Source organism: Acinetobacter sp. ANC 4173, from assembly GCF_004331255.1.
Classification (GTDB): Bacteria; Pseudomonadota; Gammaproteobacteria; order Pseudomonadales; family Moraxellaceae; genus Acinetobacter.
Genome location: NZ_SJOF01000008.1, coordinates 89,004 through 103,593, shown reverse-complemented (window position 1 = coordinate 103,593; position 14,590 = coordinate 89,004). Strand labels below are relative to the sequence as shown.

The following is a 14,590-nucleotide window of genomic DNA, read 5'->3' as shown; positions in this document are numbered from 1 at the left end:
AGGAGGGGAAACCCATGCAAGAAAAACAATCGTGGTTTCCAAAATTTAAGCCTTACCAAGGCGACTTAGATACAACCCCTGTTCAAATTGATGAATATCTCCCAGTCGGACGCAGTATCGTTCTAGGCTTACAACATGCTTTTGCCATGTTTGGAGCAACGGTACTGGCGCCATTGTTGATGGGCTTCGATCCTAACTTAACCATCTTCATTACAGGAATAGGCACGATTTTATTCTTCCTGATGACGGGCGGTCGTATGCCAAGTTATCTGGGGTCAAGTTTCGCCTTTATTGGGGCAGTCGCGGCCGCAACAGGTTACGCAGGTGTAGGTTCAAATCCAAACATTGCTTTAGCTCTTGGGGGAACAATTGCTTGTGGTCTAGTGTATGCAGGTATTGGTCTTGTGGTGATGAAGACGGGAACAGGTTGGATCGAAAAGTTGATGCCCCCGATTGTTACAGGTGCGATTGTCATGATCATTGGTTTGAACCTTGCACCCATTACCATTAAAAGTGTATCTACCAATACATTCGATACGTGGATGGCGGTGATTACCATTGTCTGTATTAGTGCTGTTGCTGTGTTTACTCGCGGCATGGTGCGTCGCTTGTTATTACTGATTGGGCTGTGTTCTGCTTATCTTGTTTATTTCTTGCTTGCCAATGTCATGGGGTTCGGCAAACCAATTGATTTCTCAATCATTGGCAATGCTGCATGGTTTGGATTACCGATGTTCCATGCACCCGTTTTTAACGCCAATGCTATGTTACTGATTGCACCTGTCGCGATTATTTTAGTGGCAGAAAACTTAGGACATTTCAAAGCAGTTTCAGCCATGACAGGGAAAAACCTGTCGCCGTATATGGGCCGCGCATTTTTCGCAGATGGTGTATGTACCTCTTTATCCGCTTCGGTTGGTGGTACAGGCATGACCACCTATGCCGAGAACATTGGCGTAATGGCAGTCACCAAAGTTTATTCAACCACCATTTTTGTCGTCGCAGGGATCTTCGCCATTTTACTTGGCTTATCACCAAAGTTTGGCGCCGTGATCAGCACCATTCCAGTCGCACTTTTAGGTGGGGCATCTATCGTTGTATTTGGTTTGATTACTGTCGCTGGAGCAAAAATCTGGGTCGATAACAAAGTTGATTTTACCCAAAACAGCACCTTAATTATTGCAGCCGTGAGTTTAATTATGGGCGCAGGTAACTTCAGTTTACACATCGGATCATTTGACTTGGGTGGTATTGGTACCGCAACACTGGCAGCAATTCTACTCAACCTATTTTTAAACCGGGGTGAAGAGACTGTAACCAAAGTGCAGGACGTGGATAGTGAAGTAAATAGTAGTGTTGCACAAGGCTCTTAATGAGCCTGATTGGAGAGATCAATTGAGTCAAAGTATTGCTTTTATTGGATTAGGCGCGATGGGTTGGCATATGGCTTCCCATCTTCCCAAGCTCGGTTTACCCGTGTATGTCTGGAACCGTACAGCTGAAAAAGCAGAACATCATGCACAGCAATTTGGTACACAGGCTGTGAGTTTGGAACAAGCCGCACAAGCTGATTATATTTTTTCCTGTCTGCCGACCAGTGCAGATGTTGAACAACTGATTGCCGAATTTCCACCCAAAACGGGTAGTATCTGGATTGACTGTACCAGTGGTGTGCCAGATTCAGCACGCAAGTTATCTCGGCAGCTTGGGCAAAATCAGGTTGCTTATTTAGATGCACCTGTGTCAGGTCAAACGATTGGTGCGGAACGGGGAACCTTAACCGTGATGTTAGGTGGAGATGAACAAGCCTATCAGCGCGCTTTACCGATCATTTCTGCATTTGCAGGCTTGGTCGAATATGTTGGATGCAGTGGTTCAGGCTTTGCGGTGAAAGCCGTGAATAATGTGTTGATGGCAACCCATTTGTGGGCTTTGGCGGAGGGACTCACTATTCTTAAGCAACAGCAAGTTGATGTTACGGGTGCCTTAAACTGTATTAATCATTCAAGTGGTAAAAGTACGGTGTCTGATTCGATCATGGCGCAAAAGGTATTGAACCGTAGTTTCCCTAAGACTTTTGCCCTAAATTTATTGCAGAAAGATATTGGCATTGGCTTGAATTTAGCACAGCAGCAGGATGCAAACGTGCCGATTTTTGAAAGTATTCAAGCACTGTTTAAGCAGATTCCAACAGCGCAAGCCGAGCAGATGGATTTTACCGCGGTAGTTTCTGTGCTTGAACAATGGAACCAAACAGTTTTAGAAGCTTAAACTTAAAATGGCATAGGGACGTGCTGAAATTGAGGTTTTTAAAATGTATGTTTTTAAAGCGAAATCTACAGAAAATTCCGCGTGCATTCTGTATTTCAGCAAAATTGGTTGTATCATGATTCAGTTCTAAATAGTCAATAAACTTAGGGATATAACATGAGTACTGATTCAGCCTTTCCAACACCCAATAATTTAGGTATTGCAGTTTATAGTAACAATGCCGAAGCGATTGGTAATACACCATTAGTACGCATTAATCGTGTCATTTCGGGTGGTGCAAATGTATTTGCCAAAGTTGAAAGCCGAAATCCTGCTTTTTCAGTGAAATGTCGTATTGGTGCGGCACTGATTGCCGATGCAGAAAAACGTGGCGTGTTAAAAGCAGGGATGCATATTGTAGAACCAACCAGTGGTAACACAGGCATTGCTTTAGCGTTTGTTGCTGCGGCAAAAGGCTATGATATTACTTTAACCATGCCAGCCAGCATGAGTATTGAACGTCGTAAAGTGTTAAAAGCATTGGGCGCAAACTTGGTGTTGACTGAGCCAGCTAAAGGGATGAAAGGTGCAGTAGATGAAGCTGTTCGTTTAGCGACTGAACAACCTGAACATTATTTCCTGCCACAACAATTTGAAAATCCAGCCAATCCGCAAATTCATGAAGACACAACAGGCCCTGAAATTTGGGCAGCGACCAATGGTCAAGTCGATATTTTAGTGGCAGGTGTGGGTACAGGAGGCACAATTTCAGGGATTTCACGTTTCTTTGAAAAAGTGAAAAACCAGCCAATTTACTCGGTTGCAGTAGAACCTGCCGAATCTGCAATTATTAGTCAAACCAAACGTGGTGAGGCGATTACACCAGCACCACATAAAATCCAAGGCATTGGGGCAAACTTCATTCCGAAGAACTTAGACCTTGATTTAGTCGATGAGGTTGTGGCGATTACTAGCCAAGATGCAATTGATTGGGCGCGTAAAACTGCGACTCAAGAAGGGATTTTAGTGGGTATTTCTTGCGGTGCAGCGATGGCTGCAGCAGCACAATTGGCAGCTCGTCCTGAAAATGCAGGCAAGAATATTGTGGTGATCTTACCTGATAGTGGTGAACGCTATTTATCTTCAGTTCTGTTTGAAGATATTTCTGCTGATTAAGTTGGTTTGATCAGTATGAAATGTAAATCAGCCGCTGAATAAGCGGCTGATTTATTATCTTTGTTAAGCACAACGCGTTTGCAAATAGGCATTGGCAAAGTTCGAGGGATTTTTTCGGTCTAAACGCTGACTGATGTTTTGACTGGCTTGCATCAGTGCTTCAACATTAATGCCTGTTTCAAAACCCATGCCATTGAGTAAATACAATAAATCTTCGGTACTGACATTACCCGAAGCGCCTTTGGCATAAGGACAACCACCTAAACCCGCAATTGAAGAATCAAAAACACGAATGCCTTGTTCTAAGGATTGGTAAATATTGGCAATCGCCATGCCGTAGGTGTTGTGGAAATGTCCTGCCATGAATTGAGCATCCAATTCGCTTAAACAAGCTTCCCACATGTTTTTGACACGGTTGGGAGTGGCTGTACCAATGGTTTCACCCAAAGAGACTTCATAACAACCCATATCAAATAAACGGGTTACAACTTTGCTGACTTGTTTCGGATCAATTGCACCTTCATAAGGACAATCAACCACACAAGATACATAGCCACGAACTTGAATGTCATGTTCTTTGGCGGCTTTTAGAATATCTGCAAATTTTTCAAAGCTTTCATCAATTGAACAATTAATGTTTTTTTGCGTGAAACTTTCAGAAGCTGCGGTAAAAACCGCAACTTCTTTACATCCGACAGCCAAAGCAGATTCAAAGCCCTTCATGTTTGGGGTGAGCAAACTGAATTGAACATTCGGATCCTTGGGCAATTGAGCATAGAGTTCATCACTCAATGCCATTTGTGGCACCCACTTCGGAGACACGCAAGAACCGACTTCAATGGCTTTAAGTCCCGTCTGCATTAAATCCAAAATCAGTTGTTTCCGATCTTGAAGGGTGAGTGAGGTTTTCTCATTCTGCAAACCATCACGCGGACCGACTTCAACAACTTTTACAAATTCAGTCATGCCACTTCCTCTGCTAAAGCCTGAAATTCCACCAGTTCATCACCTGCTTTAACTTGATCACCGGGTTGGAAGTAGGCTGAAGTAATCACACCATCGCGTGGAGCACGAATAGCGTATTCAATCTTCATGGCTTCTAAAGTCAGTAAAATGTCATCTTTTTTGACTTGCGCATTGGCTTCAACCAAAACTTGGGTAATCACACCAGGCATTGGCGCTTTCAAATTGCCCTCATTATGTTGGGTATCGACATTGCCATAGTTCGGACGGATATAAGCAAATTTATGCGTTTGTCCATTTTCGAAAACAGTTAAATGGTCTGCATCAATGCTAAAGGCCAATTTCGATTGTTTGCCATTCAGATTAAGTTGAGCTAAATGTACATCTAGCAGTTGACCCTGAACTGGATATTGCTGACCCTGATAGTGTGCAATAAAGCCGTTATCGATGGCAGTAAAGCATACCTCAATAGCTTGTTGATTCAGTTGCAATTTTACGCCGTATTGAGTCTTCACATTGACACGCCAGAGCGGTGTTGATGACCAAACAGGATTTGCATTTTGCTGCTGATGAAAACGCTTCAATAGTTCAATAAATGCCGCTGATACAATGGTTTCATCTGAAGCTGTTTCTGCATTCATCAAGAAAGCATCTTCACGTTGAATCAGATTGGTATCTAGTTTGGCATTTTTAAATGAATCACAGCGAATGATACGGTCTAAGAAGGCAATGTTATTGCCTAAACCTTCGACATGAAACTGACTTAAGGCATGGTGCATTTGAACCAATGCTGCTTCACGGTTTTCACCCCAAACAATTAACTTGGCAATCATTGGGTCATAGAACGTGGTAATTTCATCGCCTTCAACAATTCCGCTATCCACACGGACATGCTGATTTTGATTTGGATAATGTAAATAACTAATTTGACCAATCGCAGGAAGGAAGCCTTTTTCAGGTTCTTCTGCATAAACCCGCGCTTCAATCGCATGACCATGAATTTGTAATTCATGTTGTTGCTTCGGTAATGGCTCACCATAAGCCACGCGGAGTTGCCACTCGACTAAGTCTTGTCCTGTAATCATTTCAGTTACAGGGTGTTCTACTTGTAGACGAGTATTCATTTCCATGAAATACGCCGTACCATCTTGTTCTACAATAAACTCCACTGTACCCGCGCCGACATAATCCACTGCACGTGCAGCATCAATTGCAGCTTGGCGCATAGCCTCCAGTTTATGTTGTGGCATCAGTGGAGCAGGTGCTTCTTCCAGTACTTTTTGGTGGCGACGTTGCACTGAACAATCACGTTCGAATAAGTGTACATAATTACCGTGGGTATCACCAAAAACTTGCACTTCGATATGGCGTGGTTGTATCACATAGCGTTCAATTAACACGTCATCATTAGCGAAGCTTGATTTGGCCTCACTTTTACAAGAAGCAAGCGAACTTAAAAAGTCAGCTTCACGTTCAACCAAACGCATCCCTTTACCACCACCACCAGCGCTGGCTTTAATTAACACTGGATAACCAATTTGATCTGCTTGCTGTTTTAGGAAAGTGGCATCTTGATTGGTACCGTGATAACCCGGAGTTAAGGGCACACCAGCTTTTTCCATGAGTGCTTTGGAGGTTGCTTTTAGACCCATGGCTAAAATGGCAGCAACAGGAGGACCAATAAAGGTAATATTGTTTTTTTCACAAGCTTCTGCAAACTGGTCATTTTCAGACAAAAAGCCATAACCTGGATGAATCGCTTGTGCGCCAGTAGTTAGCGCCGCTTGAATAATACGGTCAATCTGTAAATAGCTTTGAGAAGCAGGGGATTCACCAATATAAATTGCTTCGTCTGCTTGTTTAACATGCTGAGAATTTGCATCAGCATCTGAATAGACAGCAACTGTCGCAATGCCGAGTTTTTTAGCAGTGCGAATAACACGACAGGCAATTTCACCACGGTTTGCAATTAGAATTTTTTCAAACATTGTTCTGTCCTTATTATCGTTATGCCGTTGCCTTAATCCAAGCTGGGCTATGTTTATTTAAGAATGCATTTAGTCCATTTTTTGCTTCTTCGCCTTGACGTACATGGGCAATGTGTTGCGCAGTTTTAAGCAGTAGGCTTTCATCAACACTTTGCTGATTCACCATTTGAATCAGTTGCTTCGACGCAGCTTGTGCTTCAGGTCCACCTAACAACAGTGCTTGTACAATTTCATCGACTTTGGCATCAAGTAATTCAGGTGTGGTTACTTCATGCGCTAAACCGATCTGTAATGCTTGCTCAGCCGTAATACGTTCTGCTGTGAGGAAGTAACGTGAAGCCTGACGTGCGCCAATTGCACGAATTACATAAGGGCTAATGGTTGAAGGTGCCAAACCCAAACGGACTTCCGATGTGGCAAATTTCGCATCTGTACTGGCCACACAAATATCACAAGCCGAAGCAAGTCCCATACCTCCACCAAAGGCAATACCTTGTACACGCGCAATGGTTGGCTGTTTTAAAGTTGCTAAGTTTTGCAGCATTTTCGCAAGTTTTAACGCATCGGCTTCATTGTCTGCTTGTGAGGCTTGTCCCGCTTGTTTCATCCAGTTTAAGTCCGCACCTGCCGAGAAGCTTTTGCCACGACCCGCTAAAATCACCACACGAATGTCATCTCGTCCATTTAACTGCTGAAAGCAGTGATGCAATTCTTCAATTACCGTAGTATTGAAGGCATTATGCAGTTCAGCACGATTGATCCAAACCGTTGCTACTTGCTGTTGCTGTTCGAGTTGTAAAAATTGATAGTCCATTTTTCACCCCCTTACATGCGGAACACGCCGAACTTGGTTGGTTGAATTGGCGCCGTCAGCGCCGCAGCCAAACTTAAACCTAACACTTGACGCGACTGAGCAGGGTCAATTACACCATCATCCCACAAACGTGCAGAAGCATAATATGGATGACCTTGATGTTCGTATTGATCACGAATGGGTTGTTTGAATTCATCTTCTGCTTCGGCAGACCAAGATTCACCTTTTTGTTCAATTTGGTCACGTTTGATGGTCGAGAGTACGCTCGCTGCCTGTTCGCCACCCATGACTGAAATCCGAGAGTTCGGCCAAGTCCATAAGAAGCGTGGCGAATAGGCACGACCGCACATACCGTAGTTTCCTGCACCAAACGATCCGCCAATAATTAAAGTCAGTTTAGGTACATTGGCTGTGGCAACCGCCATTACCAGTTTGGCACCATGTTTGGCAATGCCTTCATTTTCATACTGACGACCCACCATAAAGCCTGTGATGTTTTGTAAGAACAATAATGGAATATTGCGTTGTACACAGAGCTCGATAAAGTGCGCGCCTTTTTGTGCTGATTCAGAGAATAGAATGCCGTTATTGGCAATAATTCCGACAGGCATACCGTAAATTTTGGCAAAGCCCGTAATTAACGTGGTACCAAAACGCGCTTTAAATTCGTCTAGGCGTGAACCATCGACAATACGGGCAATAATTTCACGTACATCAAACGGTTTACGGGTATCACTTGGCACAATACCGTAGAGTTCTTCGGCAGGGAAAAGTGGTTCTTCAATTCCTTCCGCTGTTTTATTCGGCTGAATATTTAAATTCGCTACAATATTTCGCGCAATCTGAAGGGCATGTTCATCATTTTCTGCCAAATGGTCAGCGACCCCAGAAAGGCGGGTGTGTACATCACCACCACCAAGGTCTTCGCTGCTGACCACTTCACCTGTTGCTGCTTTCACCAATGGTGGACCACCCAAGAAAATGGTGCCTTGGTTACGCACAATAATGGTTTCATCCGACATGGCAGGGACATAAGCACCACCTGCGGTACAACTGCCCATTACCACCGCAATTTGAGCGATACCTAAGCTCGACATACGGGCTTGGTTATAGAAAATACGCCCAAAGTGATCACGATCTGGAAACACTTCATCTTGCATAGGTAAATACGCACCGCCTGAATCCACCAAGTAAATACAAGGTAAGCGGTTTTGTTCTGCAATTTCTTGTGCGCGTAAGTGTTTTTTCACAGTAAGAGGGTAATAGGTACCGCCTTTTACCGTAGCATCATTGGCAACGATCATGCAGGTGACACCATTCACTTGACCAATCCCAGCAACTACGCCCGCAGCAGGAACATCATCGGGATAGACGTTATGTGCCGCCAATTGTCCAATTTCAAGGAAAGCGCTGCCTGCATCAATCAGTTGATCAATACGGTCACGTGCCAACAATTTGCCACGAGCAATATGCTTTTGGCGCGCGCTTTCACCACCACCTAAGGCAATTTTCTGGCTGATCTGTTTTAAATCTTGCACAAGATTCAACATCGTTGCCTGATTGTTTTTAAATTCTTCACTGCGGCTGTTCATTTTGCTTTGCAGTTGATTTAAATCTGAGCCTTGGTTTGCAAAAGTGATGTTTTGATTGCTCTGTTTTGGCATTTTCACCAGATTCAACTCTTCATGACCGCTTTGCATTTGGGTTTGTAATTGATTCATATAAACTTCCTTGTATAAAGTGAGCCAGAAGCATTAAGCCGTTTCGTTAAATAATTCACGACCAATTAACATGCGGCGGATTTCAGAAGTCCCTGCACCAATTTCATAAAGTTTTGCATCACGCCACAAACGACCTGCTGCAAATTCGTTGATATAGCCATTACCACCCAATGCTTGAATGGTTTCACCTGCCATCCATGTGGCTTTTTCAGCAGCATAAAGAATGGCACTGGCAGCATCTTTTCGTAAGCTACGGCTATGTTCAGCTTTGTCGCACTCAGCACCCACGGCATACACAAGCGCTTTACAAGCTAACCAAGTTGAATACATATCGGCAATTTTGCCTTGCATGAGCTGGAACTCACCAAGCGCTTGTCCAAACTGTTTACGATCATGAATATAAGGAATCACGGTATCCATGCAGGCATCCATAATGCCTAGAGGACCAGCACTCAGTACCGCACGTTCATAGTCCAGACCGCTCATCAGGACTTTTACGCCATTCCCCACGCCACCGAGCACGTTTTCTTTGGGTACTTTTACATTGTCAAAAAATAGTGGATACGTATTTGAACCACGCATCCCCAATTTATCGAGATGGTTACCGTAACTAAAACCTGGCATGTCTTTTTCAACCAAGAATGCCGTCATGCCTTTAGCACCTGCCTGTAAATCAGTTTTGGCATACACCACCAAGACATCAGCATCACCGCCATTGGTAATCCACATTTTCGAGCCATTTAAAAGGTAATGATCGCCTTGTTCTTCCGCTTTTAATTTCATGCTGACCACATCAGAACCTGCATTCGGTTCAGACATTGCCAATGCACCGACAAATTCACCAGAAATAAGTTTAGGCAAATAACGTTGTTTTTGTTCTTCGTTACCATTTCGCTTAATTTGGTTCACACATAGGTTAGAATGTGCTCCGTAAGACAATCCTATAGCGGCAGATGCGCGTGAGATTTCTTGCATAACAATAATATGCGCTAAATAACCGAGGTTAGAACCACCATACTCTTCGCTTACTGTTAAACCATGTAAGCCCATGTCACCCATTTTCTTCCAAAGGTGTGCAGGGAATACATTGTCACGATCCACTTGCTGAGCAATTGGTGCAATTTCTTTTGCACAAAATGCAGCAACTGAATCACGCAGTGCGATCAAAGTTTCATCTAAACCGAAACTTAAGGTTTGTAGATTAAGTTGTAATGGAACGTGTGCGTTCATGCTGTTCATCCTGAGGTTATATTTGTTGTCCAATAAGCATTGTTGTTGTGCTTGTAGTTTTACAATACATCTATTTTTTAAAAAAGTGAACTAAAATTCACAAAATGATTTACAATTCATTTTATCTGGATGAGAATAAGATTATGAGCTATAAAAGATCGACATTGATGCAAGAGCGAATGGAACAAAATCGTCAATCGATTTTGCAATCTGCGCGAGAACTTATTGCTCAAGGGGGATTTAAAGATGCCCAAATTCAAGCGATTGCGGAACGTGCAGGCGTTTCTAGTGGCTTGGTTTACCGCTATTTTGATAATAAAAGTGAAGTCTTAATTGAAGTGTTGTCTGAAGCGATTCAGCATGAAATTCATATTCTGAATACGATTGCGAGCAGCGCAGAGCTAACGGCACAACAAAAATTACATAAGGCAGTCACGACCTTTGTTAAGCGGGCACTGAATAGTCCTCAACTGTCGTATTCACTCATGTTCGAACCTGTAGATCCAATTGTTGAGCATGAGCGTTTTCGCAGTAAACAGTTAATTAAACAAACAATTAACGAGATTCTTGCCGAAGGGAAAGTCAATGGTGAGTTCGGTTTTGAAGATTTAAATACGGTGGCGTTATGCATTGTCGGAAGCATGACTTTTGTTGTAATTGAACCTTTAAATCCATCTCGTAATGTCATGTTTGATCAAAACTACAAAGATTACTTTGTGAAACAGGTTGCAGACTTTTGTGTACAAGCTGTGCAATTACAGGATCGTAATTAAATAGTCTTATATGCAAAGGAGGCAAATCCGTACAAAGTAATCTCTGTGATCAAAATAAAACAGTAAGAATCAGAATTACAAAGAATCAAGGAGAGTGATTCAAATGACACAGGTACGGTTAAGCTATGCGTATGGAACCAGCAGTCAACCTTTACTGGGCATGACGATTGGTGAAAAATTTGATCAGGCATGCGCGCAATATGCAGATCAGGATGCTGTGGTCAGTGTGCATCAGAATGTACGGTTAAGCTATCAAGAGCTACAAGCACAGGTGAATGCTTTTGCTTGTAGCTTACTCAAACTGGGGTTCAAAAAAGGCGATCGGCTTGCCATTTGGTCCCCCAATTGTGTGGAATGGACCATTACTCAATTCGCTGCATTTAAAGCGGGCATTATTCTTGTTAACCTAAACACTGCGTATAAAAGTAACGAGCTAGAATACGTGCTGAATAAGGTGTCGTGTAAAGGTTTAGTCATTGCATCGCAATTTAAAACCACCAATTATCAAGAGCTTTTAACCAAAATTGCACCAGAGCTGCAAGAAGCTGAAGACAAAATCTTAAATGCGCTACGTTTACCTCATTTAAAACATGTGATTAAAATTGATGATGCAGTACATACTGGTATTCATCGTTTTCAAGATCTTTTGGGGCAACCTACCGCAAAACAACTAGATCAATTAGAAGTGGTTGCAAGTGAGTTGCAATTTGATGAAACCATCAATATTCAGTTTACTTCGGGAACGACAGGTAACCCGAAAGGCACCATGCTCACGCACAATAACATTTTAAATAATGGTTATTTTGTGGGTGAAGCGATTCATTTGACTCCACAAGATCGCGTGTGTATTTCAGTACCCTTATTTCACTGTTTCGGCATGGTGATGGGGAATTTGGCCTGTATTACGCATGGTTCAACCATGGTCTATCCTTCTGCTGTGTTTAATCCTTTAGATAGTTTAAAAGCCATTCAGCAAGAGAAATGTACAGCAGCTTATGGTGTGCCCACCATGTTCATTGCCACTTTAGAGCATGAACAATTCAACGACTTTGATTTGAGTAGTTTACGTACAGGCATTATGGCTGGTAGCCCGTGTCCGCGCGAAATCATGCAACGTGTCATGGAGCGAATGCACATGACGGAAATCACCATTTGTTATGGCATGACCGAAACGGCACCTGTGAGTGCACAAAGCTCGACCAGTGATACGGTGGAACAACGTGTTGGGACGGTAGGTCGCGTACATCCGCATTTAGAAATTAAAATTGTGGATGAAGCGGGCAAAGTCGTACCACGCGGCAAACTCGGTGAACTCTGTGTGCGTGGTTATTCAGTGATGTTGGGTTATTGGGAAGACAGTGAAAAAACCCAAGAAGTGATTGATAACGCACGCTGGATGCATACGGGTGATATTGCCGAAATGGACGATGACGGTTTTGTCAAAATTAAAGGTCGCATCAAAGATGTGGTAATTCGTGGTGGTGAAAATCTGTTCCCGAAAGAAATTGAAGATTTCTTATATACCCATCCAGATGTCAGTGATGTACAGGTCATTGGTCTGCCAGATGCACGTTATGGTGAAGAATTATGTGCCTGCATCATTTTGCATGAGCACCATGAAACGACAGAAGAAAGTATTCGACGTTACTGTGCTGAACATATTTCACATAATAAAGTGCCACGTTATGTGCGTTTCTTTACCGAGTTTCCAATGACCGCCTCAGGTAAAGCACAAAAATTCCGACTTCAAGAATTTATGCGTAAAGAGCTGAATTTACTGGAAGATATTGCGTAACGTGATCTTCTGACTTGGAGTTTCCCTTTACTCTGCTTCAGGGTAAAGGGAGAAAATGAAAAAGTCTGAATAAACCAAACAGAATAAGGAAATCATGATGGAACTTCGTCACGATTGGACTCGCACAGAAATACAAAATCTATATCAGCAACCCTTTTTAGATTTGGTTTTTCAGGCACAACAAATCCATCGACAAAATTTTAGTGCGAACCAGATTCAGGTCAGCACTTTGCTTTCTATTAAAACAGGCAAATGCCCTGAAGATTGCAAATACTGCTCTCAATCTGCACGTTATGATTCAAAACTAGAAGCAGAAAAGCGTATTGCTGTAGACAAAGTCATTAGCGAAGCCAAAGAAGCCTTAGAGTCTGGTTCTTCACGCTTCTGTATGGGGGCAGCATGGCGTAACCCGCATGAGCGCGATATGCCTTATGTGCTTGAAATGGTTCGTGAAGTCAAAGCTTTAGGTTTAGAAACTTGCATGACTTTAGGCATGTTAAACCAGTCTCAAGCTGAACGCTTAAAAGATGCTGGACTCGATTACTATAACCACAACCTTGACACTTCGCGTGAGTATTATTCAAATATCATCAGTACCCGTACTTTCGATGATCGCTTAAATACGCTTGAATATGTACGCGGTGCAGGCATGAAAGTCTGTAGCGGCGGTATTGTGGGTTTGGGTGAAGACACTGCCGATCGTATTGGTCTATTACTTGAACTTGCGACTTTACCTATTCATCCAGAATCAGTGCCAATTAACATGCTGGTTCCAATTGAAGGCACGCCATTGGCAGATGTTGAAAAGCTCGATGTGACTGAATGGATTCGTACCATTGCCGTTGCACGTATCATTATGCCAAAAAGCTATATTCGTCTTTCTGCGGGTCGTGAATCTTTATCTGATTCAGATCAAGCATTGGCATTTATGGCAGGTGCAAACTCACTGTTCTCAGGTGAAAAACTGCTGACGACACCTAATGTCGCACAGGGCAAAGATCAACAATTATTTCAAAAATTAGGTTTAACGGTTGAAAAACCAAAACCATCGATTGCGGAACTGACTTTGGATGCAATGTCGGTGGCTTAAGCTAAATCTGAAAGCAGTACACAATGATGAAAAAGCATTTAGCACATTCATATCATCTACATAACTATTAAATAGAGTGCAATATGGCGAAAGACTTTAATAACCAACAAGTGGTGGATGGATACGATGACCATATCCGCAAGCTTATTCCAGGCTATGAGTTAACGCATCAGCAGGTCGATGCCATTTTAACTCATCATTATGCCGAACAAGAACATGTAGACATTTTGGTGGTGGGCTGTGGAACAGGATATGAAATTCAATATTTGGCGCAAAAGCATCCAACTTGGAACTTTACTGCGCTAGATCCATCGCATGTCATGTTATGTAAGGCAAAGCAACATCTAGACAAACAAGGTGTTTTAAGCCGTATTCGCTTTATTCATGGCGATACAAAATCCATTGGCACAACTCATACTTTTGACGCGGTATTATCTATTCTGGTGGCTCATTTTATTCCATTGGAATCAAAGCAAAACTTCTTTAAAGACATCTTTGCTCAACTAAAGCCCAATGGAATGTTGCTGACTTATGACTTAATGAAAGAAACCGAAGCACATGAGATTTTTGTACTGAAGCAACTGTGTGAAAATAATGGCTTAACCACGCTTCAAAGTGAAAAAATGGTTGAACGATTACAGCAAGATTTTTTCTTGGTATCGCCAAGAATGGGGCAGCAGCTCTTATCCAATGTTGGCTTTAAAAAAGTTAAAACCTACAGCCAAATTCTAAATTATTACGGATTTTGTGCAGTCAAATAATGCCCCTTGAAACAACGAACTTAATTAAG

At 42.6% G+C, this 14,590-nt stretch carries 12 protein-coding genes; 7 read left to right on the top strand and 5 right to left on the bottom strand.

All coding sequences use genetic code 11. From position 1 onward, the window contains the following. The first annotated feature begins 14 nt into the window (after positions 1–14). The 3 genes from rutG to cysK all read left to right on the top strand — a co-directional run bounded on the left by rutG (position 15) and on the right by cysK (position 3,426). A complete protein-coding gene (rutG, locus tag E0H94_RS10950) occupies positions 15–1,373 on the top strand; it encodes a pyrimidine utilization transport protein G (RefSeq protein WP_131326561.1) in 1,359 nt (452 codons plus the stop codon). Between the two features lie 22 nt (positions 1,374–1,395). Continuing rightward, positions 1,396–2,271, top strand: coding sequence for an NAD(P)-dependent oxidoreductase (locus E0H94_RS10945; RefSeq protein WP_131326560.1), 876 nt, complete (start codon positions 1,396–1,398; stop codon positions 2,269–2,271). A 156-nt stretch (positions 2,272–2,427) separates the two neighbouring features. Beyond that, a complete protein-coding gene (gene cysK, locus E0H94_RS10940) occupies positions 2,428–3,426 on the top strand; it encodes a cysteine synthase A (protein WP_131326559.1) in 999 nt (332 codons plus the stop codon). Positions 3,427–3,489: 63 nt separating this feature from the next. On the opposite strand, the gene E0H94_RS10935 is transcribed toward cysK, so the two are convergent. From E0H94_RS10935 to E0H94_RS10915, 5 genes are all read right to left on the bottom strand, one after another. Continuing rightward, entirely contained in the window at positions 3,490–4,392 is a 903-nt protein-coding gene (locus tag E0H94_RS10935) for a hydroxymethylglutaryl-CoA lyase (protein ID WP_131326558.1), read from the bottom strand. Further along, a complete protein-coding gene (locus tag E0H94_RS10930) occupies positions 4,389–6,377 on the bottom strand; it encodes an acetyl/propionyl/methylcrotonyl-CoA carboxylase subunit alpha (RefSeq protein ID WP_131326557.1) in 1,989 nt (662 codons plus the stop codon). Before E0H94_RS10930 ends, E0H94_RS10935 begins: the two co-directional genes overlap by 4 nt. A 19-nt stretch (positions 6,378–6,396) precedes the next feature. Continuing rightward, positions 6,397–7,191: an enoyl-CoA hydratase/isomerase family protein gene (locus tag E0H94_RS10925; RefSeq protein WP_131326556.1), complete on the bottom strand. Its 795-nt coding sequence runs from the start codon at positions 7,189–7,191 to the stop codon at positions 6,397–6,399. A gap of 11 nt (positions 7,192–7,202) precedes the next feature. After that, positions 7,203–8,855, bottom strand: coding sequence for a carboxyl transferase domain-containing protein (locus tag E0H94_RS10920; protein ID WP_131326611.1), 1,653 nt, complete (start codon positions 8,853–8,855; stop codon positions 7,203–7,205). 90 nt (positions 8,856–8,945) lie between these two features. Continuing rightward, a complete protein-coding gene (locus E0H94_RS10915; protein ID WP_131264883.1) occupies positions 8,946–10,142 on the bottom strand; it encodes an isovaleryl-CoA dehydrogenase in 1,197 nt (398 codons plus the stop codon). 143 nt (positions 10,143–10,285) lie between these two features. Between E0H94_RS10915 and E0H94_RS10910 the strand changes: the two genes are divergently transcribed. From E0H94_RS10910 to E0H94_RS10895, 4 genes are all read left to right on the top strand, one after another. Beyond that, positions 10,286–10,915 (top strand): TetR/AcrR family transcriptional regulator, encoded by a 630-nt coding sequence (locus tag E0H94_RS10910; RefSeq protein WP_131326555.1) that lies wholly within the window; start codon positions 10,286–10,288, stop codon positions 10,913–10,915. Positions 10,916–11,018: 103 nt separating this feature from the next. Next, positions 11,019–12,710 (top strand): AMP-binding protein, encoded by a 1,692-nt coding sequence (locus E0H94_RS10905; protein WP_131326554.1) that lies wholly within the window; start codon positions 11,019–11,021, stop codon positions 12,708–12,710. Positions 12,711–12,807: 97 nt separating this feature from the next. Beyond that, positions 12,808–13,800, top strand: a complete 993-nt coding sequence (bioB, locus tag E0H94_RS10900) for a biotin synthase BioB (protein ID WP_131326610.1) — start codon at positions 12,808–12,810, stop codon at positions 13,798–13,800. 83 nt (positions 13,801–13,883) lie between these two features. Next, entirely contained in the window at positions 13,884–14,561 is a 678-nt protein-coding gene (locus tag E0H94_RS10895) for a class I SAM-dependent methyltransferase (RefSeq protein WP_131326553.1), read from the top strand. Positions 14,562–14,590: the final 29 nt, after the last annotated feature.

Excerpts from the sequence above, each read along its gene's own strand:
- cysK (WP_131326559.1), top strand. The coding sequence starts at position 2,428 with ATGAGTACTGATTCAGCCTTTCCAACACCCAATAATTTAGGTATTGCA.
- E0H94_RS10925 (WP_131326556.1), bottom strand. The coding sequence starts at position 7,191 with ATGGACTATCAATTTTTACAACTCGAACAGCAACAGCAAGTAGCAACG.
- E0H94_RS10935 (WP_131326558.1), bottom strand. The coding sequence starts at position 4,392 with ATGACTGAATTTGTAAAAGTTGTTGAAGTCGGTCCGCGTGATGGTTTG.
- E0H94_RS10905 (WP_131326554.1), top strand. The coding sequence starts at position 11,019 with ATGACACAGGTACGGTTAAGCTATGCGTATGGAACCAGCAGTCAACCT.
- E0H94_RS10910 (WP_131326555.1), top strand. The coding sequence starts at position 10,286 with ATGAGCTATAAAAGATCGACATTGATGCAAGAGCGAATGGAACAAAAT.
- E0H94_RS10895 (WP_131326553.1), top strand. The coding sequence starts at position 13,884 with ATGGCGAAAGACTTTAATAACCAACAAGTGGTGGATGGATACGATGAC.
- bioB (WP_131326610.1), top strand. The coding sequence starts at position 12,808 with ATGGAACTTCGTCACGATTGGACTCGCACAGAAATACAAAATCTATAT.
- rutG (WP_131326561.1), top strand. The coding sequence starts at position 15 with ATGCAAGAAAAACAATCGTGGTTTCCAAAATTTAAGCCTTACCAAGGC.
- E0H94_RS10915 (WP_131264883.1), bottom strand. The coding sequence starts at position 10,142 with ATGAACGCACACGTTCCATTACAACTTAATCTACAAACCTTAAGTTTC.
- E0H94_RS10920 (WP_131326611.1), bottom strand. The coding sequence starts at position 8,855 with ATGCCAAAACAGAGCAATCAAAACATCACTTTTGCAAACCAAGGCTCA.
- E0H94_RS10930 (WP_131326557.1), bottom strand. The coding sequence starts at position 6,377 with ATGTTTGAAAAAATTCTAATTGCAAACCGTGGTGAAATTGCCTGTCGT.